A 26,525-nucleotide genomic window follows, 5' to 3' on the forward strand; every position below is an offset into this window, starting at 1 on the left:
CCTGCCGGCCCGGGACCGCACCTGCCGGCACCCCGGCTGCACCGTGCCCGCCGGCTGGGCCGACCTGGACCACGTCATCCCGCACGCCGCCGGCGGGGAGACCTCCTGCGACAACCTCTGCTGCCTGTGCCGCCGCCACCACCGGCTCAAGACCCACGCACCGGGGTGGGTCCACACGCTCGACGACGACGGCGTGCTCACCGTCCTCACGCCCTCCGGCGTCACCCGCACCAGCCGACCCCCCGGCTACCGAGTGCTTCCCGAACCACCGCAACCGCCACCGGACCCGGCGGACGATCCACCGCCGTTCTGACACCGGTCCGGTGACATGGCGGTGACCCCTGCGCCGCTGTCCGGCGGTTACGGGAGACACTGGGGGACATGACGACGACCAGCCCGCCGCAGCCCGGAGAACTCTCCCTCCCGGCGCGCCCGAGCTGGCCCGACGCGACGGGCCACTTCGGCATCTTCGGCGGCCGCTTCGTGCCCGAGGCGCTCATCGCCGCGCTCGACGAGCTGACCGAGGCCTACGAGGCCATGCGGGTCGATCCGGCGTTCCTCGACGAGTTCGCCCGGCTGCAGCGCGACTACACCGGCCGCCCCAGTCCGGTCACCGAGGTGCCGAAGTTCGCCGAGCACTGCGGCGGCGCCCGGGTGCTGCTCAAGCGCGAGGACCTCAACCACACCGGCTCGCACAAGATCAACAACGTGCTGGGTCAGGCCCTGCTGACGAAGCGGATCGGCAAGACGCGGGTCATCGCCGAGACCGGCGCGGGCCAGCACGGTGTGGCCACCGCGACCGCGGCGGCGCTCATGGGGCTGTCCTGCACCGTCTACATGGGCGAGGAGGACACCCGCCGCCAGGCGCTGAACGTGGCCCGCATGCGGCTGCTCGGCGCGGAGGTCGTCCCGGTGACCACCGGATCGCGCACCCTCAAGGACGCCATCAACGAGGCGTTCCGCGACTGGGTGACCAACGTCGAGACCACCAACTACGTCTTCGGCACCGTCGCCGGCCCGCATCCGTTCCCGGCCATGGTCCGCGACTTCCAGCGGGTCATCGGGGACGAGGCCCGCGGCCAGGTGCTCGAGCGGGAGGGACGGCTGCCCGACGCCGTCCTGGCTTGCGTAGGCGGCGGCTCCAACGCGATCGGCATCTTCACCGCCTTCGTGCCCGACGGCGGCGTCCGGCTGATCGGCCTCGAGGCCGGTGGCGACGGCGTCGACACCCCGCGGCACGCGGCCACCATCACCGGCGGCACCCCGGGCGTGCTGCACGGCGCCCGCTCGTACCTCCTGCAGGACGACAACGGCCAGACGATCGAGTCGCACTCGATCAGCGCCGGTCTGGACTACCCGGGCGTCGGCCCCGAGCACTCCTACCTGCACGACATCGGCCGCGCCGAGTACCGCCCGATCACCGACGCCGAGGCGATGGAGGCGTTCGCGCTGCTCTGCCGCACCGAGGGCATCATCCCGGCGATCGAGTCCGCGCACGCACTGGCCGGGGCGATGAAGCTCGGCCGGGAGGTCGACCCTGGCGCGCTGCTGCTGGTGAACCTCTCCGGCCGCGGCGACAAGGACGTGGAGACGGCGTCCCGCTGGTTCGGGCTGGGCGACCGCGAGCAGGTCGCCCCGGGGCCGGGCATGGACACCGACCAGCAGCCCACCGAGGGCGCGGTCAGCAACCACGAGGCCGTCGCCGGCCAGGACGCGGGGGAACGGGCATGAGCACGCTCGAGGACCGCATCGGGGCCGCGAAGGCCGAGGGGCGGGCCGCCCTGATCGGCTACCTCCCGGTCGGCTACCCGGACGTCGACGCCTCGATCGCGGCCATGGTCGCCATCGTGGAGGCCGGTGCCGACGCGATCGAGATCGGCGTGCCCTACAGCGACCCCGGCATCGACGGCCCCGTCATCCAGGAGGCCGTGGACGTCGCCGTCCGGGCCGGGGTCGGCATGCGCGACGTGCTGCACGCGGTCGAGGCCGTGTCCGCGGCCGGTGCCGCCGCCGTGGTGATGAGCTACTGGAACCCGATCGAGCGCTACGGCGTCGACCGCTTCGCGACCGACCTGGCCGCGGCCGGCGGCGCCGGAGCGATCACCCCCGACCTCATCCCCGACGAGGCGGGGGAGTGGATCGCCGCGAGCGAGCGGGCCGACCTCGACCGGGTCTTCCTGGTCGCCCCCTCGTCGACCGACGCACGGCTGCGCTCCACGGCCGCCGCGAGCCGGGGCTTCGTCTACGTCGCCTCCACCATGGGCGTGACCGGTGCCCGGGCCACCGTGAGCGACGCGGCGCAGACGCTGGTGGCCCGCACGCGCGAGGCGCGTCCGGACATCCCGCTGTGCGTCGGGCTCGGTGTCTCGAACGGCGCCCAGGCCGCGGAGCTCGCCGCCTTCGCCGACGGCGTCATCGTCGGCTCGGCCTACGTGCGGGCGATGCTCGACGGCCGTGGCCCCGACGGTGTGCGTGCCCTGACCGAGGACCTGGCCGCCGGCGTCCGCCGCGCGGGGGTGCGGGCATGACCGTCCTCGCCGCCATCCCGAGCCCGACCCAGGGCGTGTGGGAGCTCGGCCCGCTGCCGATCCGCGCCTACGCGCTGTGCATCGTCGCCGGCATCGTGCTGGCCGTCTGGATCACGCAGAAGCGCTGGGTCGCCCGGGGCGGGCTGGCCGAGGACGTGCTCGACATCGCCGTCTGGGCGGTGCCCTTCGGCATCGTCGGCGGCCGGATCTACCACGTGATCTCCAGCCCCCGCCCCTACTTCGGCGAGGGCGGTGACCCGCTGCGGGCCTTCGCCATCTGGGAGGGGGGCCTCGGTATCTGGGGCGCGATCGCCCTCGGCGGCGTAGGAGCGTGGATCGCGTGCCGGCGCCGTGGCATCCCGCTGCCGGCCTTCGCCGACGCGGTGGCGCCCGGACTGCTGGTCGCCCAAGCGATCGGGCGGCTGGGCAACTGGTTCAACAACGAGCTCTACGGCGGCCCGACCGACCTGCCGTGGGCCCTCACGATCTACGAGTGGAGCGGCGGCCGGGCGGTCACCGGGGCCGACGGGGAGCCGGTCGTGCTCGGCACCTTCCACCCGACGTTCCTCTACGAGCTGCTGTGGAACCTCGCGGCCGCCGCCTTCGTGATCTGGGCGGACCGACGGTTCCGGCTCGGCCACGGCCGGGTGTTCGCGCTCTACGTCATGGCCTACACCGCCGGCCGGTTGTGGATCGAACTCCTGCGCGTCGACCCGGCCGAGACGTTCCTCGGCGTCCGGCTCAACGTCTACACCGCGGTGATCGTCGGCCTCCTGGCCGTGGCCTACTTCGTCTGGCAGCGGGGCAGGCCCCGCGAGGTGATCGACCGCTCCGAGGTCGCGGCGGAGCGGACCCCGGAGGTGACCGGCCGCCGGTCGGGGAACAGCCGCACCCATGCCCGCGACAGCGATCACGAGCCGCCCGCCGCCACCTGAGTCATGTCCGGGACGCCCCTGCCCGGCCAGGGATCGCGGCGATCCGGACAGCCTGGCGTGGCGTGTTCTCCGTCATGTCAGAGACCTGTTACGGCTGTGTACCCTTCGGGCTGACTCGCCAGCGATCCTGGCAGGGTCTCAGAGTCGGACCGGGCCAGCGTCGCCCCGCGGACGACGGCCCGGTGGCACCACCCGTCGGGTTCGCACGCCAGAGACGGCCGGGGCACCTCTGACCGGCCGGACCCCGGCGCTCCGCACCTGCCGCCTTCGACCTTTCGGCCCCGCCCGCCGTCCGCCCTCACCCGAGGGACGACGTGCGCCGACGACGGGAGTGACATGACCGACCTTCCCGCCCCCGCCCCCACGGCTGTCCCGTTCTCCGCCCTGCCCGCCCCGGTGGGGCTGTACGACCCGGCGAACGACAAGGACGCCTGCGGTGTCGCCTTCGTGGCCGACGCCCGCGGCCGACGCAGCAGGCGCATCGTGCAGGCCGGCCTCACGGCGCTGCACAACCTCGACCACCGCGGTGCCGCCGGTGCCGAACCGAACTCCGGCGACGGCGCCGGCATCCTGACCCAGATCCCGGACGCCCTGCTGCGGGCCTCGGTCGACTTCGACCTGCCGCCCATGGGCGAGTACGCGGTCGGCATCGCCTTCCTCCCGACCGACGACTCCGAGAGGGCCGCCCGCTACTCCGACGTCGCCCGGCTCGCGGAGGAGGAGGGCCTGACCGTCCTCGGCTGGCGCGACGTGCCGGTGGACCCCGAGCGCGCCGACCTCGGCCCCACCGCCTGCGCGGTCATGCCGCACTTCGCGCAGTTGTTCGTCGCCGAGACGATGGGCGCCCGCGCCGACGAGAAGGCCTTCGGCGGCAACGTCGAGTGCAACGGCGTCACCCGCCTGGAGCGGCGTTCGTTCGTGCTCCGCAAGCGGGCCGAGCGCGCCGCGGTCGACGCCGGGAGCTCGCTCTACATCGCCTCGCTGTCGTCGCGGACGATCACCTACAAGGGCATGCTGACGACCGACCAGCTGCCGCTGTTCTTCCCCGACCTGCGCGACGAGCGCTACGAGTCGGCGATCGCGCTGGTGCACAGCCGGTTCTCCACCAACACGTTCCCGAGCTGGCCGCTGGCCCACCCGTTCCGCTTCATCGCGCACAACGGCGAGATCAACACGATCAAGGGCAACCGCAACCGCATGCGAGCCCGCGAGGCCAAGCTCGAGACCGAGATGTTCGACGGGCCGGCGGGCCCCGCGTCGGAGCTGGGCCTGGAGCGGATCTTCCCCGTCACCGCCAGCGACTTCAGCGACTCGGCGACCTTCGACGAGGTGCTCGAGCTGCTGCACCTGTCGGGCCGCTCGCTGCCGCACGCCGTTCTCATGATGATCCCGGAGGCGTGGGAGAACCACGACGAGATGGACCCGGCCCGCCGGGCCTTCTACCGGTTCCACTCCTCGATCATGGAGCCCTGGGACGGCCCTGCCGCCGTCTGCTTCACCGACGGCACGCTGATCGGCGCGGTCCTGGACCGCAACGGCCTGCGCCCGGGCCGCTGGTGGCACACCAAGGACGACCTCGTGGTCATGGCCAGCGAGGTCGGCGTCCTCGACATCCCCGCGGCCGACATCGTCGCCAAGGGCCGGCTGCAGCCGGGCCGGATGTTCCTCGTCGACACCGCCTCCGGGCGGATCGTCTCCGACGAGGAGGTCAAGGGCGCGCTGGCCGCGGCCGAGCCGTACGAGGACTGGCTGCACGCCGGCCTGGTGCACCTGCCCCAGCTGCCCGAGCGCCGCCGCTCGCGGCCCAGCCACGAGTCCGTCGTCCGGCGGCAGATGCTCTTCGGCTACACCGAGGAGGACCTGCGCCTCCTCGTCCAGCCGATGGCGGCCAGCGGTGCCGAGCCCATCGGGTCCATGGGCACCGACACCCCCATCGCGCCGCTGTCGGACCGCTCCCGGCTGCTCTACGACTACTTCGGGCAGCTGTTCGCCCAGGTGACCAACCCGCCGCTGGACGCCATCCGCGAGGAGCTGGTGACCAGCCTCGGGCGCACCTTCGGCCCCGAGCAGAACCTGCTCCAGGCGATGCCGGCCTCCTGCCGGCAGGTCACCGTGCCGTTCCCGGTCATCGACAACGACGAGCTGGCCAAGATCCTGCACATCGACGACGACGGCGACCTGCCCGGTTTCGCCGCCGTCCGGATCACCGGCCACTTCGACGTCGACGGCGGCGGGACGGCGCTGGCCGAGGCCATCGAGCAGCTGCGCGGCAAGGTGAGCAAGGCGATCGCCGCCGGGGCGCGGATCATCGTGCTGTCCGACCGGGACTGCGACGAGCAGCGCGCGCCCATCCCGTCGCTGCTCATGACCGCCGCCGTTCACCACCACCTGGTGCGGGAGAAGACCCGCATGGAGGTCGGCCTCGTCGTCGAGTCCGGCGACTGCCGCGAGGTGCACCACGTCGCGCTGCTGCTCGGCTACGGCGCGGCTGCGGTCAACCCCTACCTGGCGTTCGAGTCCATCGAGGACCTCATCCGCGACGGCGTCCTCACCGGCGTCGAACCCGCCCAGGCCGTCCGCAACATCGTCAAGGCGCTGGGCAAGGGCGTCCTGAAGGTGATGAGCAAGATGGGCATCAGCACCGTCGGCTCGTACACGATGGCGCAGATCTTCGAGGCCGTCGGCCTCTCCCAGGAGATCGTCGACGAGTACTTCACCGGCACCTCCGCGCCGCTGGGCGGCGTCGGCATCGACGTGCTGGCCGAGGAGGTGGCCATGCGCCACCGGCGCGCCTACCCGGACAACCCGACCGAGCGGGCGCACCGCCGGCTCGAGACCGGCGGCGAGTACCAGTGGCGTCGCGAGGGCGAGGTGCACCTGTTCAACCCCGAGACGGTGTTCCTGCTCCAGCACGCCACCCGGTCGCGGCAGTTCGACGTCTTCGAGAAGTACACGCAGACGGTCGACAAGATGTCCGAGGACGCAGCCACGCTGCGCGGCCTGTTCACGCTGCGGACCGGCGTGCGCCCGCCGGTGCCGATCGACGAGGTCGAGCCGGTCAGCGAGATCGTCAAGCGCTTCAACACCGGCGCGATGAGCTACGGCTCCATCTCGCAGGAGGCCCACGAGACCCTGGCCATCGCGATGAACCGCCTCGGTGGGCGGTCCAACACCGGTGAGGGCGGCGAGGACCCGGACCGCTTCACGGCCGACCCGAACGGCGACCTGCGCCGCTCGGCGATCAAGCAGGTGGCCTCCGGCCGGTTCGGCGTCACCAGCGAGTACCTCGTCAACGCCGACGACATCCAGATCAAGATGGCCCAGGGCGCCAAGCCCGGCGAGGGCGGGCAGCTGCCCGGCGCCAAGGTCTACCCGTGGGTGGCCCGCACCCGGCACTCGACGCCGGGCGTCGGCCTGATCAGCCCGCCGCCGCACCACGACATCTACTCCATCGAAGACCTCAAGCAGCTGATCCACGACCTTAAGAACGCCAACGACGCAGCAAGGGTCCACGTCAAGCTGGTCGCCGAGGTCGGCGTCGGGACGGTCGCGGCCGGTGTCAGCAAGGCGCACGCCGACGTCGTCCTCATCTCCGGGTTCGACGGCGGCACCGGTGCCGCCCCGCTGACGTCGCTCAAGCACGCCGGTTCCCCGTGGGAGCTGGGGCTGGCCGAGACCCAGCAGACGCTGCTGGCCAACGGGCTGCGCGACCGCATCACCGTGCAGGTCGACGGGCAGATGAAGACCGGGCGCGACGTCGTCGTCGCCGCGCTGCTGGGTGCCGAGGAGTTCGGGTTCGCCACCGCGCCGCTGGTGGTCTCCGGCTGCGTGATGATGCGGGTCTGCCACCTCGACACCTGCCCCGTGGGCGTGGCCACGCAGAACCCGGAGCTGCGCAAGCGGTTCACCGGGCGACCGGAGTTCGTCGTCACCTTCTTCGAGTTCCTCGCCGAGCAGGTGCGCGGCTACCTCGCCGAGCTGGGCTTCCGCTCGATCGACGAGGCCGTCGGGCGCGCCGAGCTGCTGGACACCCGCAAGGCCGTTGGCCACTGGAAGGCGCAGGGGCTCGACCTCTCGCCGGTCCTCGTGGTGCCCGACCTCCCGGAGGGCGCGCCGCGCCGCCGGGTGCGCGGGCAGGACCACGGCCTGGACGTGGCCCTGGACCAGACACTGATCCAGCTGTGCGAGGGCGCGCTCCTCGACGCCCGACCGGTGAGCCTCGAGCTGCCGGTGCGCAACGTCAACCGCACCGTCGGCACGATGCTGGGCTCGATGGTCACCCGGCGCTTCGGCGGCGAGGGCCTGCCCGACGGCACGATCGACCTCACCTTCGGTGGGTCGGCCGGCCAGTCGTTCGGCGCCTTCGTGCCCCGCGGCATCACCATGCGGTTGTTCGGCGACGCCAACGACTACGTCGGCAAGGGGCTCTCGGGCGGTCGGATCATCGTCCGGCCCTCGCGCGAGGCGCCCTTCCTCGCGGAGGACAACGTCATCGCCGGCAACGTCATCGGCTACGGCGCCACGGGCGGGGAGATCTTCCTGCGCGGCCGGGTCGGCGAGCGCTTCTGCGTGCGCAACTCCGGTGCGCTGGCCGTCGTCGAGGGCGTGGGCGACCACGCGCTGGAGTACATGACCGGCGGTCGCGCGGTGATCCTCGGCCAGACCGGCCGCAACATCGCCGCGGGCATGTCGGGCGGGATCGGCTACGTGCTGGACCTGGCCCGGCACCGGGTGAATCCCGAGATGGTCGACGTGGAGCCGCTGGACGGCGAGGGTGCGCAGTGGCTGCGCGACGTGCTCGTGCGGTACGCCGCCGACACCGAGTCGACCGTGGCCGCCGCGCTGCTGGCCGACTGGGGCCGCTGGTCGGAGCAGTTCAGCGTGATCATGCCGCGGGACTACCGCCGCGCGCTGGAGGCCCGGCGTGCCGCCGAGGCCGCAGGTATCGATGTGGATCGAGCAGTGATGGAGGCCGCTCGTGGCTGACCAGACCGGTTTCCTGAAGTACGAGCGCGCGACGCCGCCCCGGCGTCCCGTCGAGCTGCGGATCATGGACTGGAAGGACGTCTACAGCAGGCGTCAGAACGGCGAGGACCCGCTGTTCCCGACGGCTGAGGTGCGCACCCAGGCGGCCCGCTGCATGGACTGCGGCATCCCGTTCTGCCACCACGCCTGCCCGGTGGCGAACCTGATCCCGGAGTGGAACGACCTCGCCCGCCGCGACGACTGGCAGGACGCCATCGAGCGGCTGCACGCGACGAACAACTTCCCGGAGTTCACCGGGAAGCTCTGCCCGGCGCCGTGCGAGGGCTCCTGCGTGCTGAACCTGCAGGAGTCGCCGGTCACGATCAAGCAGATCGAGTGGGAGATCATCGACCGCGCCTGGGACGAGGGCTGGGTGACCCCCCAGACCCCGGCCGAGCGCAGCGGCAAGAAGATCGCCGTCGTCGGCTCCGGGCCGGCCGGCCTGGCCGCCGCCCAGCAGCTCACCCGTGCCGGGCACGACGTCACGGTGTTCGAGCGGGCCGACCGGATCGGTGGTCTGCTCCGCTACGGGATCCCCGAGTTCAAGATGGAGAAGTCCGTCCTGGACCGGCGGCTGGACCAGATGCGCGCCGAGGGCACCCGGTTCGTCACCGGCGTCGAGGTCGGCGGCAGCGCCGAGGCCGATCTGTCGGTCGAGCAGCTGCGCGGGGACTTCGAGGCCGTGGTGCTGGCCGGTGGGGCGACCGTCGGCCGTGACCTGCCCGCCCCGGGCCGCGAGCTCGCCGGCATCCACCTGGCCATGGAGTACCTGCCCTACGGCAACCGGCAGGCCCTCGGCGAGCTGGACTCCCCGCCGATCGACGCCCACGGCAAGCACGTCGTGATCATCGGCGGCGGTGACACCGGGGCGGACTGCCTGGGCACTGCGCACCGGCAGGGCGCGGCCTCGGTCGCGCAGCTGGAGATCATGCCCGAGCCTCCGGACCGGCGGGCGCACGACAGCAACCCGTGGCCGACCTACCCGATGATCATGCGTGTCTCCAGCGCGCACGAGGAGGGCGGCGAGCGGCTCTACTCGGTCAACACCGAGCGATTCGTGGGAGACAGCGCCGACGGCACGGGGGGTCGCGTCCGGGCGCTGCTCATCCACGAGGTGGAGCGGGTCGACGGCCGGTTCCAGAAGATCGAGGGCAGCGAGCGCGAGCTGCCGGCGGACCTGGTCTTCCTCGCGATGGGGTTCACCGGCGCCCAGCGCGAGGGCTTGGTCGACACCCTCGGCGTCGAGGTCGACGGTCGCGGGAACGTCTCCCGCGACGACGAGTTCATGTCCACCGTGCCCGGCGTGTTCGTCGCCGGCGACATCGGCCGCGGGCAGTCGCTGATCGTCTGGGCGATCGCCGAGGGCCGTGCCGCCGCGGCCGCCGTCGACACCTGGCTCACCGGCAGCTCGATGCTGCCGCGCCCGGTGACCCCCACCGCGGTCGCGCTCCGGTAGACGAAGTCGCGTTCGGCTCACCGAGCGCGCAGCCTGTGGACCGGTCGCGGGGCCCGAAGGGTCCCCGACCGGGACACGGGAAACGGCTCCGCGCCAGTGGGGAACGGCACGGGGCCGCGGTGCGGTCCGGAGGATCGCCATGCCATAGCGTTGTCGCCATGTCCCGACGCGCGAAGATCGTCTGCACCCTGGGTCCGGCCACCACCTCGGCGGAGCAGGTGGCTGCCCTCGTAGAGGCGGGCATGGACGTGGCCCGGCTCAACTTCAGCCACGGGTCGCACGAGGACCACGCCGCCAGCTACGGCCGGGTGCGCGAGGCCTCCGACCGCATCGGTCATGCGGTGGCGATCCTCGCCGACCTGCAGGGCCCCAAGATCCGCCTCGGCACCTTCGCGGACGGCCCGGTCACCTGGACCACCGGCAGCGAGGTCTGCATCACCGTGGAGGACGTCGCCGGCACGGCCGAGCGGGTCTCCACCACCTACAAGAACCTCGCCAACGACGTGAAGGTCGGCGACCGGCTCCTGGTCGACGACGGCAACCTGTCGCTGAGCGTGGTCCGCGTGCAGGGCCCCGACGTCTTCTGCCTCGTCGTCGAGGGCGGCCCGGTCTCCAACAACAAGGGTCTCTCGCTGCCCGGCGTCGCGGTGAGCGTCCCGCCGCTGTCGGACAAGGACGAGCGGGACCTCCGCTTCGCGCTGCAGATGGGCGTGGACTTCGTCGCGCTGTCGTTCGTGCGCTCGCCCGCCGACGCCTCCCTGGTGCGCGACATCATGCGGCAGGAGGACATCCACGTCCCCGTCATCGCCAAGCTGGAGAAGCCCGAGGCGGTGCGGAACCTCGACGCGATCGTCGAGGCGTTCGACGGCATCATGGTCGCCCGCGGTGACCTCGGCGTGGAGCTGCCCCTGGAGCAGGTCCCGCTGGTGCAGAAGCGGGCCATCCAGGCCGCCCGCGAGCGGAACAAGCCGGTCATCGTGGCCACGCAGATGCTCGAGTCGATGATCACCAACTCCCGGCCGACCCGCGCCGAGGCCTCCGACGTCGCCAACGCGGTGCTCGACGGCGCCGACGCGGTCATGCTGTCCGGGGAGACCTCGGTCGGGGCGTTCCCGATCGGCGCCGTGCGGACGATGGAGCGGATCATCGAGGCCGTCGAGAGCGACCACCTGTGGGTGCCCGAGGTGGCGCGGGTCTCCCGGTCGCGGTCGGGTGCGATCGTGCGCGCGGCCCGGGACATCGGTGAGTCGCTCGACGTGAAGGCGCTGGCCACGTTCACGCAGACGGGGGAGACCGCCCGCCGGCTGGCGGCGCTGCACCCCCGTCAGCCGCTGCTCGCCTTCACCGTCGACGCCCGCGTCCGCAGCCAGCTGGCCCTGTCCTGGGGTGTCGAGACGTTCCTGGTCCCTGCGGTGGAGCACACCGACGACATGGTCGAGCAGGTGGACTTCTCGCTGCTGTCGATCGGCCGGCTCAAGGTCGGCGACCGCGTCGTCGTCGTGGCCGGCAGCCCGCCCAACACCGTGGGGTCGACCAACCTGATCCGGGTCCACGAGGTGGGGACGGACTCGTGAGCGACGGGCCGGAGGACACCCAGGCGGCATCGCTGCTGTCGGTGCTCGACCTCGCCGAGCGCGAGGAGGACGTCTTCGTCGGGAAGACGCCGAGCACCGAGCGGCAGCGGATCTTCGGCGGCCAGGTGGCCGGCCAGGCGATCGTGGCCGCGGGGCGCACCGTCCCGGCCGACCGGGGTGTGCACTCGCTGCACTCCTACTTCCTGCGGCCCGGGGACCCGACGGAGGAGATCCGCTACTCCGTCGACCGCATCCGGGACGGCCGGTCCTTCACCACCCGGCGGGTGATCGCCTGCCAGCGGCGCAAGGGCGAGGACGTCGCCATCTTCGCGCTGACCGCCGACTTCCACGCGGGGGAGGCCGCCGTCGCCGAGCACTCGCTGCCGATGCCCGGCGTGCCCCGCCCCGAGGAGCTGCCCGGCACCGGCGAGATCGTCGCCCGGCACGGCGAGCGCGCGGCTTGGATGGAGGCGATGGGCACGGTGGTCGAGCAGCGCTTCACCCAGGACCCCTTCGCCGCCCCGCCGAAGTCCCCGCCGCACACCCAGTCACACACCTGGTTCCGCGTCGCCGGCGACCTGGACGACGACCCTGTCGTCCACGCCGCGGCCCTGACGTTCGTGAGCGACCTGACCCTGCTCTCCGCGGGGTTCGCGCGGCTCGGCGGGGGCTGGCCGGACTTCATCGGCGCAAGCCTGGACCACGCGGTCTGGTTCCACCGGCCCGTGCGCGCCGACGACTGGTTGCTCTACGAGACCGACAGCCCGGCGGCGTCGTCGGGCCGGGCGCTGTGCTTCGGGCAGATCTGGTCCGCGGACGGCACGCACGTGGCCACCGTCGCCCAGGAGGGGCTCATCCGGTCCCTGGACCGCTGAGCTCCTCCGTCCCGCCGGGCGGCGATCAGGCCGGGGTGTCCGCGGCAGGCGTCTCCTCGGCACGTGCCCGCTCGGCCGCGCGGGCGGCGGCCTGCTCGGCGGCCTGAGCGGCGAAGTCGGCGGCCAGCCAGTCGTGGCCCTCCGTGAGCAGCGCCCAGACCCGCTCGACGTGCTCCCGCGTCGTCGCCGGGGAGCCCACCGCCACGCGCAGCACCGGTTCCCGGCGGACGGTCGTGTGGGTCAGGAAGACCTCGCCACCGTCGTTGAGCCGCTCCAGCAGCGTCATGGTGGCGACGTCGGCGTCCACACCCTCGGGCCAACGCGGCCTGAGGCACACCAGCGACAGCGGGTGCGGCGCGACGACGTCGAACCGCTCGTCGGCGTCGGCCCAGCCGGCCAGTTCCTGCGCCAGGGCGACGTGCGAGCGGATGTGCGCCCGCAGCCCCTCCGCGCCGTACCAGCGGACGACGAACCAGAGCTTCAGCGCGCGGAACCGGCGGCCGAGCGGGATCTGCCAGTCCCGGAAGTCGACGACCGCGCCGGCGTCGGTGGCGGCGTTGCGCAGGTAGTCCGGCAGGATCGCCAGCGCGCCGGTGAGGGCCGCCCGGTCGGCGACCCAGAAGAGCGTGGCGTCGAAGCCGGTGAGCAGCCACTTGTGCGCGTCGGTGGTGTAGCTGTCGGCCCACTCGACGCCGGCCTGCAGTTCCCGCAGCTCCGGCGCGACGGCGCTGACGCCCGCGTAGGCGGCGTCGACGTGCAGCCAGGCGCCGTGCTTCTGGCAGATCAACCCGATCGCGGCCAGCGGGTCGACGGCGGTGGTGGACGTCGTGCCGACCGTGGCGCACACCAGCACCGGCCGGTACCCGCGGGCGACGTCGCGCTCCAGGCGGGCGGCCAGCGCGCCGGGGTTCATGCCGAGGTCGCCGTCGACCTCCACGATCCGGACGGCGTCGGTGCCGAGACCCGCGATGCGCACCGCCTTCTCCATCGACGAGTGCGTCTCGCTGGAGACGTACACGGTGGCCCGCTCCGGCTCGACCCCCTGCCGGACCGTGGCACCGCCGGACCGCCGGTGCAGTGCGGCGAGGAGGGCGACGAGGTTCGCCCCGGAGCTGGAGTCCTGGACGACGCCGCCCCCGGTGCCGGTGGAGCGGAACGACTCCGGCAGCCCGAGCAGGTCGGCCAGCCAGTCCATGACCTGCTGCTCGAGCTCGGTGGCGGCCGGGCTGGTCACCCACGACATCCCCTGGACGCCCAGCCCGGCCGAGACCAGGTCGCCCAGCACCGAGGGGCCGGAGGTGTTCGCCGGGAAGTACCCGAAGAACCCAGGGTGCTGCCAGTGCGTCACGCCGGGCAGGACGACGCGGTCGAGGTCGGCGAGGATGGCGTCGAAGCCCTCACCGTGCTCCGGAGCGGCGGCGGGCAGCGAGGCTCGGACGTCGCCGGGGGAGACCTGCGATCGCACCGGGAAGGTGCCGATCCGCGTCCAGTAGTCGGCGATCCAGTCGACCACCTCGTGGCCGTGGCGCCGGAACTGCTCAGGGGTCATGTGCGGGACAGGCTCGGTCACGGTGCAACCGTATCGGCGCGACGAGTGGGCCCCGGAGGCTGTCCGCGAGGAGCGCCGGACCGCAGGACGAAGACGCCGGGACGTGAGCCGCCCCCGCGAGGCGGTGCGAGGAGCCGGGGCCGGAGGCTTCGGCGACGAGTGCCGGTAGGGGCTCAGCGCAGCGGGGGAACGGCACGTGGCCGCGGTGTCGTCCGGAGGACGACGATCAGTGGGTGCCCCCGGTGCGACTCGAACGCACACTGCGCGGGTTTTGAATCCGCTCCCTCTGCCGATTGGGGTACGGGGGCGTGGCCGGGGTCGACCCGGACGCCCGAGCAGCGTAGCGGGGCGGTGGGCGGCGGCCGACGTCGATAGGCTCTGCAACCGTGAGCAGCGACCCGATCCGCGTTCTGATCGCCGAGGACGAGGCGCTCATCCGCCTCGACCTCAAGGAGATGCTGGAGGAGGAGGGCTACCGCGTCGTCGCCGAGGTGGGCGACGGGCAGCAGGCCGTGGACCGCGCGCAGGAACTGCGCCCGGACCTGGTCATCCTCGACATCCAGATGCCGGTCCTCGACGGCCTGTCCGCGGCCGAGCAGATCGCCTCGGCCCGCATCGCGCCCGTCATCGTCCTCACCGCGTTCAGCCAGCGGGAGCTCGTCGAGCGGGCGCGTGACGCCGGGGCCATGGCGTACCTGGTGAAGCCGTTCTCCAAGAACGACCTCGTGCCCGCCATCGAGGTGGCCCGCGGCCGGTTCGCCGAGATGACGGCCCTGGACGGGGAGGTCCGATCCCTGGAGGAGCGCCTCGAGACGCGCAAGGTGGTGGAGCAGGCCAAGGGCCGGCTCATGGCCGACCAGGGCATGTCGGAGGCCGACGCCTTCCGGTGGATCCAGCGCACCGCCATGAACCAGCGGACGAGCATGAAGGCGTTGGCGGAGTCGATCCTGGCCGGTCCGGAGACCGCTGAGGAGGCGCCGGCCTGACGCAGCCGGCGTGGCGCACCGGGAGCCGTCACTGTACGTTCGGCAGCGATCACACTGGGTCGAAGTTGTTCCAGCATGCGGATATCTTGGTCACGACCTCATCACGGTCGGTCCTCGCCCGGAGCCAGGGCCCCGGATGGCAGCTACGTTCTGCCCACTGATCGGGCGCCTCCCGGCTGGAACGACTTCCTCCGGGCGCCGCGCGACGCATGTCAGATGACACTGGGAGTTGCTTGATGCGCACTGGCACCACTGCCCGAGGCATCGCCGTGACCGGTGCCGCCCTCCTCGCTCTCACCGCTTGCGGTGGTGGCGACTCCGGCGGCGACACCGGCGACACCGGCGGCGACAGCGGCGAGAAGCAGGTCAACGTCTACGGCACCGACGGCAACATGGGCAACGCCCTCGGGGAGTCCTTCTCCGAGGAGGGCGCGCTCGCCGGGATGAAGGGCACCACCCCGCTGACCGACCTCGGTGACGATTTCACCGACCGGCTGCTGGAGATCGACCCGAACCTGCAGGACTTCAACTACGCCGGCGAGACCTACGACGCCGTCATGGTGGCGGCGATCGCCTCGCAGCTGGCCGGCAGCACCGACCCGGCCGTCTTCGCGCCCTACATCAACGGCGTGACCTTCGGTGGCGACACCTGCACCGACTTCGCCGCGTGCAAGGAGATCATCGACGGCGGCGGCAACCCCGACTTCGACGGCGTCTCCGGGCCGCTGGCGTTCGCCGAGGCCGGTGAGCCCTCCGTGGCGAGCTTCGGCATCCTGCAGTTCGGCCCGGACAACGCCATCTCCGACGACACCACGTTCGAACTGGCCGGCGACGAGGCCAACGCGGCGTCCGACGAGGGCCCGGCCCCGGCAGCGCCCGGTGCCACCGCCGCGGACCCGCTGGTCGTCGGCACCCTGCTGCCGCAGACCGGTGACCTCGCCTTCCTCGGTCCCCCGGAGATCGCGGGCGCCGAGCTGGCCGTCCAGGAGATCAACGCCGCCGGCGGCGTGCTGGGCCAGCAGGTCCAGCTGATCCAGCGCGACTCCGGTGACACCTCCACCGACATCGCCACCCAGTCGGTCGACGCCCTGCTGCAGCAGAACGTCGACGTGATCGTCGGTGCGGCCTCCTCGGCCGTGACCCGCACGGTCATCGACAAGATCACCGGTGCCGGCGTCGTGCAGATCTCGCCCGCCAACACGTCGGACGAGTTCACGACGTACAACGACAACGGTCTGTACTTCCGGACCGCTCCGCCGGACACCCTGCAGTCGCGGGCGCTCTCGGACCTGATCATCGAGGACGGCGCCAACACCGTCGGGATCCTGGCCCGGAACGACTCCTACGGCACGGGTCTGGCCGAGGGCACCGTCGACAACCTGGTGTCCAGCGGTCTGGCCGAGGACAGCATCGAGCTGGTCGTCTACGACCCCACGGCGGCCAACTTCGACGCCGAGGTCCAGCGGATGGTCGACCTCAACCCCGACGCCATCGTGGTGATCGGCTTCGAGGAGTCCGCCCGCATCATCGAGGGGCTCAACTCGCAGGGCATCGGCCCCCAGCGCTGATGCGCCCGCCGGGTCCGTGACCCGGTAGCGCACCGCAGTGGCCCGGCACCTCTCCAGGTGCCGGGCCACTGTCGTTCCCGGGTGGCCAGGTCCGGCAGCGGCTCCTGCGCCTCCAGGACGGCCGGCGGGCGCTCGCCGGGGAGCTGGGGCACCGGCCAGGCCGTGCGGGGTCCTGGTCGGGGCCGCGACGACAGCAGCGCCGGTCCCCGGGTGGGGACCGGCGCTGCCGGGTGGAACGGGGTCAGTGCGCCTTGGCCAGCGTCCCGAGGTAGAGCTCGATGACCTTGGGGTCGTTCATGAGGGACTCGCCGGTCGCCGTGTAGGCGTTGCGGCCCTGGTCGAGCACGTAGCCGCGGTCGCAGATCTGCAGGCACCGGCGTGCGTTCTGCTCGACCATGATGATCGAGACGCCGGTGGCGTTGATCCGCCGGCAGCGGATGAACACCTCGTCCTGGTAAGCGGGGGAGAGGCCGGCCGAGGGCTCGTCGAGCAGCAGCACCGACGGCTCCATCATCAGCGCCCGGCCCATCGCCACCATCTGGCGCTCGCCGCCGGACAGCGAGCCGGCCTTGATCTTCCGGCGCTCGCCGAGCATCGGGAACAGCTCGGCCACGTAGTCGAAGCGCTCCCGGAACACCTTCGGGCGGAGGTAGGCGCCCATCTCCATGTTCTCCTCGATGGTGAGCGAGGGGAACACGTTGTTGTTCTGGGGGACGTAGCCGACACCGAGGGACACCAGCCGGTGCGCCGGGGCGGAGGTGATCTCCTCCCCGCGCAGGGTGACCGCGCCCGAGCGGACCGGGATCAGGCCGAACAGCGTCTTGAGCAGCGTCGACTTGCCGGCCCCGTTCGGGCCGATGATGCCGACGAGCTCGCCCTCCTGCAGGTAGAAGTCGCAGCCGTTGAGGATGTTGACGCCGGGCACGTACCCGGCGACCAGCTCGTCGGCCCGCACCAGGGCCCCCTCCGCGAGGCGCGCGTGCTCCCCGCGGGTGGCGGCCTTCTCGGCGGGGGACAGGTCCGTGGTCCCGGCGAGGGCGCGCTCGTCCGGCGTGCCGCCGTCGTCACCCTTCTCGACCTGGAACATCGGGTCCTGGCTGGCGGGGTCGTCCATGGTGCTCATCGAGCGGTGCCTCCCTGGTCCGGCGCGGACGTGCCGGCCTCGGTGCCCTCGGACTCGCGGGCGATGGCCGCCTCGGCCTCGGCCAGCTGGCGGTCCTCGTCCTCGACGGTGAGCGGTGCGTCGTGGTGCGCGCCGAGGTAGGCGTCGACGACCGCCTTGTTCTGGCTGATCGACTCGGGCGGGCCCTCCGCGATCACGTTGCCGGCGGCCATCACCACGACCCAGTCGCTGATGTCACGGACGACGTCCATGTCGTGCTCGACGAAGATGACCGTCATGCCCTCCTCCCGGAGGTCCTTGACGTGCCCGAGCAGGCTCTGGGTCAGCGCGGGGTTCACGCCGGCCATCGGCTCGTCGAGCATGACGACCTGCGGGTCGCTCATCAGGGCGCGGGCCATCTCCAGCAGCTTCCGCTGACCCCCGGAGAGGGTGCCGGCGAAGTCGTCCTTCTTGGCGTCGAGCTTGAAGCGACGGAGCAGCTCCATCGCCTTCTCGGTGTTCGCCTTCTCCTGCCCCCGCCAGAGCGCCGGCACCAGGGCGGAGAAGAAGCTCTCGCCCTTCTGGCCCTGGGCGCCGAGCAGCATGTTCTGCAGCACGGTCAGCCGGGACAGCGCCTTGGTCAGCTGGAAGGTGCGGACGACGCCGAGCCGGGCCACCTGGTGCGGCGCCAGCTTGCCGAGCGAGCGGCCGTCGAAGGTCCAGGTGCCGCTGTCGGGCTGGTCGAACCCGGTCAGCAGGTTGAACAGCGTGGTCTTGCCGGCGCCGTTGGGGCCGATCAGACCGGTGATGCCGCCGCGCTGGATCTCCAGGTGGTCGACCGAGACGGCCGTCAGGCCGCCGAAGGTGCGGGTGACGCCGTCCACGACGATGGTCGGGTCCGGCTTGGCGACGCCGACCTCCCAGGGGACGTCGCGGAGGGCGGCCTGCGCGAGGCGGGCGGGCACCCTCGCGCCGGAGGCCGTCGCGCCGGTGGGGTTGGGCTCAGCGGGCATCGAGCATCACCTCTCGTCGGTCACCGAAGATGCCCTGCGGCCGGAAGACCAGCAGCAGGATCAGCCCGAGACCGATGATGACGAAGCGGATCTGGGCGACGTCGGTCGTCGAGAGCAGGCCCGCGGGGATCACGCCGTTCTCGATCAGGCTCCGGAGCCCGGAGTCGGCGAACTGGATGATGAAGTACATCAGCATCGCGCCGACCACGGGGCCGAGCACGCGCGCCGCGCCGCCGAGGATCAGCGCCGCGTAGGCCAGGAAGGTGTTCGCGTTCTGGTACTGGTCCGGGGTCGTCGACCCGGTGCCGACGGCGTAGATCATGCCGCCGAGCGCACCGAAGATCCCGCCCAGGACCAGCGCCTGCATCTTGTAGACGTACACGTTCTTGCCGAGGGCGCGCACGGCGTCCTCGTCCTCGCGGATGGACTTGACGACACGGCCCCACGGGCTCCGGACCAGGCCCCACACCAGCAGCGACGCGAGCGCCACCAGGGTCCAGCCGACCGCGGCGACCCACAGGTCCGCCCCGCTCCAGAAGGTCCCCAGCAGGGAGTACCGGCGGCCGGTGTCCCAGGGGGCCAGCTCGACGAACTGCCGGTTGAAGCCGGAGATGCCCCGGGACCCGTTCGTGACCGGCGTGGCCGAGACCGAGCGGAACAGCAGCCGCAGCCCCTCGGCGGCGGCGATGGTCGCGATCGCCAGGTAGTCCGCGCGCAGCCGCAGGGTCGGCAACCCGAGGAGCAGGGCCAGGACGACCGCGGCGACCAGCCCGATCAGCACGCCGACCCAGAAGTCGAGGCCCCACTGGCTCACGGAGATGGCGATGCCGTACGCGCCGAGGAGGGCGAAGGCGATCTGGCCGAAGTTGAGCAGGCCGGCGTAGCCGAACTGCATGTTGATGCCGATGGCGAGGAGCGCCAGGAAGACGGCCTGGAAGCCGATCCCCGCCTTGACGGCGATGGCCACTGCGTCGATGAATTCACCCATTGCTCAACCCACCCGTACCCGGCTGCCGAGGATGCCCTGCGGGCGGACCATGAGGATGATGATCAGGAGCAGGAGCCCGCCGACGTACTTGACGTCGTTCGGGATCACCAGCGTGGACATCTGCACGAAGACGCCCACGACGAGGCTGCCGACGAGGGCGCCGTAGGCGGTCCCCAGCCCGCCCAGGGTGACCCCGGCGAACATCAGCAGCAGCAGGCGGAAGCCCATGTCCCACTGGACCTCGTCGGACAGGCCGAGCAGCACGCCACCGAGGGCGGCCAGCGCCCCGCCCATCATCCAGACGACGAGGATCACGCGGTTCACGTCGATGCCGGACGACGCCGCGAGGTCGCGGTTGTCGGCGACCGCGCGCATCGCCTTGCCGATCTTGGTCTTCTGCAGCATGAGCGCGACCAGGACCAGCACGACCAGCGCGATGATGATCGAGGCGAGGGCCTTGTTGGTCAGCGTGAACGCGCCGTAGCTCACCGCGCGCTGACCGCGGTAGTCGGCGTAGGCCTCCGAGCCGCCCCCGAAGAAGATCTGGTACGCGTAGCGCAGCAGCAGCGACAGGCCGATCGAGATGACCAGCGCGGCCACCAGGCCGGTGCCGCGGCGGCGCAGCGGGCGCCAGAGCAGCCGCTCGTTGAGCAGGCCCACGCCGGCGCCGATGACCATCGCCAGCAGCGCGGCCGGGATCAGCGGGACGCCGCCCTCGACGTTGATGAACCAGGCGACGATCGCGCCGATGGTCACCAGCTCGCCGTGCGCGAAGTTGGTGAGCCCCGTGGTCCCGAAGATCAGCGACAGCCCGACCGCGGCCATGGCGATCAGCAGGCCGAAACGGAAGCCGTCGACCAGCAGCTGCACCCACCGGGTGTTGCCGCCCCCGGCGCCCCCGCTGCCGTCGTCCAGGCCGATGATCACGCCCTGGTTGCGGTTGGCGTCGACCGTCACGGTCCGGCTGTTGCCGGAGCTGAACTCGACGCCCTCGGGGAGGGAGTCCTCGGGGACGGTCACGGTGTACTGGCCGGGACCGGGCAGGTCGACGACGAACCGGCCGTTCTCGTCGGTCTCGTCGGTGCCGACCTCGTCACCGTCCGGCGTGGTGACGACGACCTCGATGCCCTCGATGGGACCGCTCACGCTGGTCCGCATGGTGCCGGAGATCTGCTCGCTGGCGTCGTCGGCGGCAAGGGCGGCGCCGGGGACCAGCGCGGCCAGACCGGCGGTGAAGAGGGCGACCAGCAGCAGCCGGAGCGCGGTCAGACCTCGACGCGGTGGCCTACCGGCCGGCGTCCGAGCCCCCGCTCTCGTGGGACTGCTACGTCGACCGTGCCGGCGGACACGGTCCGTCGGGTGCGTCACTCGACCTCCTCGGCGGATTCGTTGAGGAGGGAACCTAACGCAGTTCTGCCCGGCAGCCGCGGGCGCGGGCCGAGCTGTGACCTTTCTGCGACACGCCGGGCGGCACGCGGTCGTCGCCGGGAGTGGCCGCTCAGGCCTTCCGCGAGGCCGCGAGGCTCATGCACGTGAGCCGGGCGCTGGCCGTCGGCCGGCCCCGCTCGTCGCTGATCTCGATGAGGAAGGTGGAGAGGGTGCGGCCACGCCGGACCGGCGTGCAGATGGCCGTGACGGTGCCCCCCGTGGCGGCGCGCAGGTAGCTGACGTTGAGCTCGATGCCGACCACCTGCCGGTCGGGACCGGCTCCCACGGCCGCGGCCATCGACCCGATCGTCTCGGCCAGCGTGCAGGTGGCACCGCCGTGGAGCAGGCCGAAGGGCTGCTCGTTGCCGGCCACCGGCATGGTGGCGACCATGCGGTCGGGGTTCCAGTCGGTGATCCGGACGCCGAGCTTGTCGTCGAGCGGGCTGCTGATGCCGTCGGGGAGCCAGGCCGGGGGAGGGGTGGTCACCCCGGCACCGTAATGGCCCCGTCGCAGGGGCCCGCGGCGAGCGTGCGAGTCGTGGGGGGGCGACGGGGCCCTCTTACTAGGATCGGCATCGATGTCCGCTCCGGTGAGTACCCCCAGCGCCCCGCAGTCCGCCGCCGCCACCAGTTCGGGGCCCCGGCCGCGACTGCTGCTGCTCGACGGGCACTCCCTGGCCTACCGCGCGTTCTTCGCGCTGCCGGTGGAGAACTTCTCCACGACCACGGGCCAGCCCACGAACGCCGTCTACGGCTTCACGTCGATGCTGATCAACATCCTGCGCGACGAGCAGCCCACCCATCTCGCCGTCGCCTTCGACGTCGGCCGCACGACCTTCCGCAGCGAGATCTACGCCGAGTACAAGGCCAACCGGGCGGAGAGCCCGACCGACTTCCGCGGCCAGGTCAGCCTCGTGCAGGAGGTGCTCGGCGCCCTGCGGGTCCCGGTCATCACCGCCGAGGGCTACGAGGCCGACGACGTCATCGCCACGCTCACCGTGCAGGCGGTCGAGCAGGGCATGGACGTGCTGATCGCCACCGGTGACCGCGACGCCCTGCAGCTGGTGAACGAGCACGTCACGGTGCTCTACCCCCGCAAGGGCGTGTCGGACATGACCCGCTTCACGCCGGCCGAGGTCGAGGCCAAGTACAACCTCACGCCGGCGCAGTACCCCGACTTCGCCGCGCTCCGGGGGGACCCGAGCGACAACCTGCCGAGCATCCCGAGCGTCGGGGAGAAGACCGCGGCCAAGTGGGTGCGGGAGTACGGCTCGCTGGACGCGCTGGTCGACCAGGTCGACACCGTCAAGGGCAAGGTCGGCGAGAAGCTGCGCGAGCACCTGTCCTCGGTGCTGCAGAACCGGCGGCTGACCGAGCTCGACCGCGCTGTCCCGCTGGAGGTGGGCCCGCAGGACCTCGCGGTCCAGGCGTGGGACCGCAACGAGGTGCACACCCTCTTCGACAACCTGCAGTTCCGGGTGCTGCGGGACCGGCTCTTCGCCACGCTCACCAGCGCCGAGCCGGAGGTCGAGGGCGGCTTCGACGTCACGGTCGACGACGTGCCGGGCGGCGGGCTGGGTGCCTGGCTCGACGCGCACGCGCGCACCGGCCGCACCGGGCTGATCTTCCGCGGCACGTGGGGGCGCGGCACCGGTGAGCTGACGGGCCTGGCGCTCGCGGCCGCCGACGACCACACCGCCTTCGTCGACCTCGGCCCCGACCTCGACGTCGCCGACGTGCAGGCGCTGGCCGCCTGGCTGGCCGACGCCGACCGCCCCAAGGTCGTGCACGAGGTGAAGGGCCCGCTGCTGGCGATCTGGGCCCGCGGGTGGCAGCTCGAGGGCGTGGTCAGCGACACGGCGCTCGCCGCCTACCTGGCCCTGCCCGGTCAGCGCTCCTTCGACCTCGCCGACCTCGCGGTGCGCTACCTGCGCCGGGAGCTCAAGGACGCCGCCGAGCCCGAGGGCCAGCTGACCCTCGACGGCCTCGGCCCCAGCGAGGCCGACGTCGCCGCCGAGGCGGCGAAGGCCGACGTCCTCAAGGCCGTGGCGGTCAACGACCTGTCCGACGCGCTGGAGCAGGTGCTCGGCCAGCGCGGCGGTGACCACCTGCTCGGCGGGATCGAGCTGCCGCTCACCCGCGTGCTCGCCTCGATGGAGTACCGCGGCATCGCCGCGGACCTGGACTTCCTGCACGAGCTGCAGAAGGAGTTCGCCGACGGCGTCGCCGCCGCGGCAGCCGAGTGCTACGCGGTCATCGGCCGCGAGGTGAACCTCGGCTCGCCGAAGCAGCTGCAGACCGTCCTGTTCGACGAGCTGGGCCTGCCGAAGACGAAGAAGAACAAGACCGGCTACACGACCGACGCCGACGCGCTGACCTCGCTGCTCGCCTCCACCGGGCACCCGTTCCTGGAGCACCTGCTCCGGCACCGCGACGTGACCCGGCTGCGCACCGTCATCGACGGCCTCATCCCGATGGTCGACGACGCCGGCCGCATCCACACGACGTTCCAGCAGACGATCGCCGCGACCGGGCGGCTGTCGTCCACCGACCCGAACCTGCAGAACATCCCGATCCGCACCGCCGAGGGTCGGCGCATCCGCCAGGCGTTCGTCGTGGGCCAGGGCTACGAGTCGCTGATGACGGCGGACTACAGCCAGATCGAGATGCGGATCATGGCGCACCTGTCCGGCGACGAGGGCCTGATCGAGGCCTTCACGTCGGGGGAGGACCTGCACTCCTTCGTCGCCTCCCGGGCCTTCGACATCCCGATCTCCGAGGTCGACCCGGAGATGCGCCGGCGGATCAAGGCGATGAGCTACGGGCTGGCCTACGGCCTGTCCGCCTACGGGCTGTCCGGGCAGCTGCGCATCTCCGTCGAGGAGGCGCGGGAGCAGATGCACGCCTACTTCGAGCGCTTCGGCGGCATCCGCGACTACCTCGACGGGGTCGTGGACGACGCCCGCCAGACCGGCTACACCGAGACCACGCTGGGCCGGCGGCGCTACCTGCCGGACCTCACCAGCGACAACGGGCAGCGCCGGCAGATGGCCGAGCGGATGGCGCTCAACGCGCCCATCCAGGGGTCGGCGGCCGACGTCATCAAGGTCGCGATGCTCAACGTGGAGAAGGCGATCGCGGCCGAGGGGCTCAGGTCCCGGATGCTGCTCCAGGTGCACGACGAACTCGTGCTCGAGGTGGCGCCGGGGGAGAAGGACACCCTGGAGACGCTGGTCCGCCGCGAGATGGCCGGGGCCGCGGAGCTGTCCGTGCCGCTGGAGGTCTCCGTCGGTGTCGGCGCCAGCTGGGACGCCGCCGCGCACTGAGGGCGGTGCCCGCCCGGGGCGCCCCGCGTTGCGGGCTGCTGTGGATCCGGGTCGGTATCCGCGGTCGATGTGTCAGGGGCCGCTCCCCGGTGCACATCGGGTCCATGGAATCCCCAGCCCCCTCCGACCGGACCCGCCCCGCAGTCCCCGCCTGGCTCGCCACGTCCTCGGCCGTGGGCGGCCGGCTGCTCGTCCTCGCGGTACTGCTGTGGCTCCTCGCCGGCTTCGCCGTCAAGGTGACCTTGCCGCTGGTGACCGTCCTGATCGCCCTGCTCGTCGCGGGCATCCTGGCGCCGCTCGTGGAGTGGTCGCACGGCCGCGGGGCGCCGCGCTGGCTGGCCGCGGGCGGGGCGGTGCTGCTCCTGGTCGGCGTCCTCGGTGCCGTGCTCCTGGCCCTGGGTGCGCGCATCGCCGGCCAGCTGCCCCGGTTGCGGGAGCAGTTCCAGAGGGTCTCCTCGGACCTGTCGCAGCGCTTCGGCGTCGAGCTGCCGAGCCTCGGCTCCTCGGGGGGCGGCGGAGGCGGCTCCGGCGGTGGCACCTCCGCCGGCGACCTGCTCGGCCCCGCGCGGACGGCTGGCGAGGTCGTGATCGCCGCCTTCCTCGTCGTGGCGCTGGCCTACCTCTTCCTGCACGGGGGGCCGGGCATCTGGCGCTGGCTGCTGGGGAAGTTCGGCGGCCGGCTCCGCGAGGACGTCGACGCGGGCGGCCGCGCGGCCTGGACGACCGTGGGCGGCTACGTCCGCGGCCTGACCATCGTCGCGGTGTTCGACGCCGTGGGCATCGGCGTCGGCCTGCTGCTGATCGGCGTGCCCCTCGCGCTGACCCTCGCGGCGCTGCAGTTCCTCGCGTCCTACATCCCCACGATCGGTGCGTTCGTCGCGGGCCTCGTGGCCGTGGTCGTCGCCTACGCCTCCGGGGGTCTCGTCACGGCGGCCCTCGTCCTGGGACTGGTCGTGGTGGTGCAGCAGCTCGGCAACTCGTTCGTGGAGCCGTACGTCATGCGCAACCGGCTGCCGCTCAACGCCGCGACGGTGCTGGTCGCTGTCACCGTCGGCGGCGTGCTGTGGGGGATCGCCGGGGCGCTGCTGTTCGTCCCGCTCACCGCCGCGGTCACGGCCGCCGCGCGCGAGGTGTGGGTCCGGCACGGATCCCGGCCCGTCGCGGGACTCTGAACGTCGACCGGAGGTTCAGGTTTTCGTGCCGACCAGGATGAGCGTGCCGGGCACGAGCTCGCCGCGCTCCGGTGACCACTGCCCCCAGGTCTCCGTCCGGCCGGGCGTCCACTCCGGCTCCAGCAGGTCCGCCAGCACCAGGCCCGCGCCGACGACGGCGCGCACCCAGTCGCCGACGGTGCGGTGGTGCTCCACGTACACGGTGCGGCCGGAGCCGTCGGTCTCCACGTACGGCGTGCGGTCGAAGTAGGAGGAGACGATCCGCAGGTCCTCGGGGTCGGGGGAGTCGGGGAAGGGCCAGCGCATCGGGTGGTTCACCGACGCGACGAAGCGCCCACCCGGGCGCAGCACCCGGGCCACCTCCCGCAGGGCGCCCGCCACGTCGGCGACGAACGGCAGGCCGCCGAACGCCGAGCAGGCCAGGTCCACGCTCGCGTCGGCCAGCGGCAGCGCGCCGGCGTCCGCCTGCAGCAGCGGGACGGCGATACCGGTGGAGCGGTTCAGCTCGGCGGCGCGGGCCAGCATGCCGGCGGACAGGTCCAGGGCGACGACGTCGGCACCGGCGGAGCGCAGCCACCGCGCGCAGGGCGCCGATCCGCAGCCGATCTCCAGCACCCGTCGCCCCGCCACGTCGCCGAGCAGGTGCGCCTGGGCCTCCCGCAGGCCCTCCGGGCACCACAGGAAGTCGGCGTCGCCCAGGTCCGAACCGTGCTCGGCCAGGTACGCGGGGGCGGCCGCGTCCCACCAGAGGCGGTTGGCGCGCACCGACTCGGCGGAGTCGGCGGGGCGGCGGGCCACCCCGCCGGCGACCGGATAGCCGTCGCTCGCGAGCGGCAGCGGGGAGGGGGGTGGGGGCTGGGTCATGGCGCGCCGATCGTGACACGCCGCCGGGCGCGGTGACCGCCCGAACCCAGGTGGACCGCAGCCTCCCGGCGTCCGTACCATGGGAGGGCGCCAGAGGTCTGTCGTGCTCTTCCCCTCCGGGGGACGCCCGCGTCGG

19 protein-coding genes and 1 tRNA gene are annotated in these 26,525 nt (G+C 72.4%); 12 read left to right on the plus strand and 8 right to left on the minus strand.

All coding sequences use genetic code 11. The annotated features are described in order from the left end of the window. The 8 genes from C5507_RS08295 to C5507_RS08330 form a co-directional block, all read left to right on the plus strand. The coding region (locus C5507_RS08295) for an HNH endonuclease signature motif containing protein (protein ID WP_170107056.1) at positions 1-313 on the plus strand (313 nt) is incomplete at its 5' end. A 68-nt stretch (positions 314-381) separates the two neighbouring features. Then, the gene (gene trpB, locus C5507_RS08300) at positions 382-1,731 is read left to right on the plus strand and encodes a tryptophan synthase subunit beta (RefSeq protein WP_104528069.1); all 1,350 of its coding nucleotides are present in this window, start codon (positions 382-384) and stop codon (positions 1,729-1,731) included. Then, a complete protein-coding gene (gene trpA, locus C5507_RS08305) occupies positions 1,728-2,528 on the plus strand; it encodes a tryptophan synthase subunit alpha (protein WP_104528070.1) in 801 nt (266 codons plus the stop codon). The genes trpB and trpA overlap by 4 nt, the downstream gene beginning before the upstream one ends. Then, entirely contained in the window at positions 2,525-3,463 is a 939-nt protein-coding gene (gene lgt / locus C5507_RS08310; RefSeq protein ID WP_104528071.1) for a prolipoprotein diacylglyceryl transferase, read from the plus strand. The genes trpA and lgt overlap by 4 nt, the downstream gene beginning before the upstream one ends. Before the next feature lie 336 nt (positions 3,464-3,799). After that, a complete protein-coding gene (gene gltB / locus C5507_RS08315) occupies positions 3,800-8,449 on the plus strand; it encodes a glutamate synthase large subunit (RefSeq protein WP_104528072.1) in 4,650 nt (1,549 codons plus the stop codon). Beyond that, positions 8,442-9,944 (plus strand): glutamate synthase subunit beta, encoded by a 1,503-nt coding sequence (locus C5507_RS08320; RefSeq protein WP_104528073.1) that lies wholly within the window; start codon positions 8,442-8,444, stop codon positions 9,942-9,944. The genes gltB and C5507_RS08320 overlap by 8 nt, the downstream gene beginning before the upstream one ends. 158 nt (positions 9,945-10,102) lie before the next feature. Beyond that, entirely contained in the window at positions 10,103-11,518 is a 1,416-nt protein-coding gene (pyk, locus tag C5507_RS08325) for a pyruvate kinase (protein ID WP_104528074.1), read from the plus strand. Beyond that, positions 11,515-12,393 (plus strand): acyl-CoA thioesterase, encoded by an 879-nt coding sequence (locus C5507_RS08330; RefSeq protein ID WP_104528075.1) that lies wholly within the window; start codon positions 11,515-11,517, stop codon positions 12,391-12,393. The genes pyk and C5507_RS08330 overlap by 4 nt, the downstream gene beginning before the upstream one ends. Positions 12,394-12,418: 25 nt before the next feature. Here the strand turns inward: C5507_RS08330 and C5507_RS08335 are convergent, their stop codons facing one another. Then, positions 12,419-13,963: a pyridoxal-dependent decarboxylase gene (locus C5507_RS08335; protein ID WP_242610993.1), complete on the minus strand. Its 1,545-nt coding sequence runs from the start codon at positions 13,961-13,963 to the stop codon at positions 12,419-12,421. Positions 13,964-14,176: 213 nt separating this feature from the next. Beyond that, positions 14,177-14,250 (minus strand) — tRNA-Leu (locus C5507_RS08340). Positions 14,251-14,328: 78 nt separating this feature from the next. On the opposite strand from C5507_RS08340, the gene C5507_RS08345 reads away from it, so the two are divergent. Together C5507_RS08345 and C5507_RS08350 are read left to right on the plus strand one after the other, a co-directional pair. Beyond that, complete coding sequence (locus tag C5507_RS08345; RefSeq protein WP_104528076.1) at positions 14,329-14,928, plus strand: ANTAR domain-containing response regulator; 600 nt, start codon at positions 14,329-14,331, stop codon at positions 14,926-14,928. 236 nt (positions 14,929-15,164) lie between these two features. Continuing rightward, positions 15,165-16,496 (plus strand): ABC transporter substrate-binding protein, encoded by a 1,332-nt coding sequence (locus C5507_RS08350; protein ID WP_104528077.1) that lies wholly within the window; start codon positions 15,165-15,167, stop codon positions 16,494-16,496. Between the two features lie 241 nt (positions 16,497-16,737). Here the strand turns inward: C5507_RS08350 and C5507_RS08355 are convergent, their stop codons facing one another. The 5 genes from C5507_RS08355 to C5507_RS08375 all read right to left on the minus strand — a co-directional run bounded on the left by C5507_RS08355 (position 16,738) and on the right by C5507_RS08375 (position 21,514). Then, on the minus strand, positions 16,738-17,619 hold the full coding sequence (locus C5507_RS08355) for an ABC transporter ATP-binding protein (RefSeq protein ID WP_207225681.1): 882 nt from the start codon (positions 17,617-17,619) through the stop codon (positions 16,738-16,740). After that, on the minus strand, positions 17,616-18,611 hold the full coding sequence (locus tag C5507_RS08360) for an ABC transporter ATP-binding protein (RefSeq protein ID WP_207225682.1): 996 nt from the start codon (positions 18,609-18,611) through the stop codon (positions 17,616-17,618). Before C5507_RS08360 ends, C5507_RS08355 begins: the two co-directional genes overlap by 4 nt. Continuing rightward, positions 18,601-19,599 (minus strand): branched-chain amino acid ABC transporter permease, encoded by a 999-nt coding sequence (locus C5507_RS08365; protein ID WP_104528078.1) that lies wholly within the window; start codon positions 19,597-19,599, stop codon positions 18,601-18,603. The genes C5507_RS08360 and C5507_RS08365 overlap by 11 nt, the downstream gene beginning before the upstream one ends. 3 nt (positions 19,600-19,602) lie before the next feature. Then, positions 19,603-20,967 carry a branched-chain amino acid ABC transporter permease gene (locus C5507_RS08370; protein WP_207225683.1) on the minus strand — a complete coding sequence of 455 codons (1,365 nt, stop codon included), beginning with the start codon at positions 20,965-20,967 and terminating at the stop codon, positions 19,603-19,605. Between the two features lie 130 nt (positions 20,968-21,097). Further along, complete coding sequence (locus tag C5507_RS08375) at positions 21,098-21,514, minus strand: PaaI family thioesterase (protein WP_104528079.1); 417 nt, start codon at positions 21,512-21,514, stop codon at positions 21,098-21,100. Positions 21,515-21,605: 91 nt separating this feature from the next. Here C5507_RS08375 and polA point away from each other — a divergent pair, with 91 nt between their 5' ends. Together polA and C5507_RS08385 are read left to right on the plus strand one after the other, a co-directional pair. Then, entirely contained in the window at positions 21,606-24,353 is a 2,748-nt protein-coding gene (polA, locus tag C5507_RS08380) for a DNA polymerase I (RefSeq protein WP_104528080.1), read from the plus strand. Between the two features lie 104 nt (positions 24,354-24,457). Then, complete coding sequence (locus tag C5507_RS08385) at positions 24,458-25,525, plus strand: AI-2E family transporter (RefSeq protein WP_130504181.1); 1,068 nt, start codon at positions 24,458-24,460, stop codon at positions 25,523-25,525. Between the two features lie 15 nt (positions 25,526-25,540). Here C5507_RS08385 and C5507_RS08390 read toward each other — a convergent pair whose 3' ends face one another. Beyond that, positions 25,541-26,389, minus strand: a complete 849-nt coding sequence (locus tag C5507_RS08390; RefSeq protein ID WP_104528082.1) for a class I SAM-dependent methyltransferase — start codon at positions 26,387-26,389, stop codon at positions 25,541-25,543. Between the last annotated feature and the right edge of the window lie 136 nt (positions 26,390-26,525).

Source organism: Blastococcus saxobsidens, from assembly GCF_002938435.1.
GTDB lineage: Bacteria > Actinomycetota > Actinomycetes > Mycobacteriales > Geodermatophilaceae > Blastococcus > Blastococcus saxobsidens.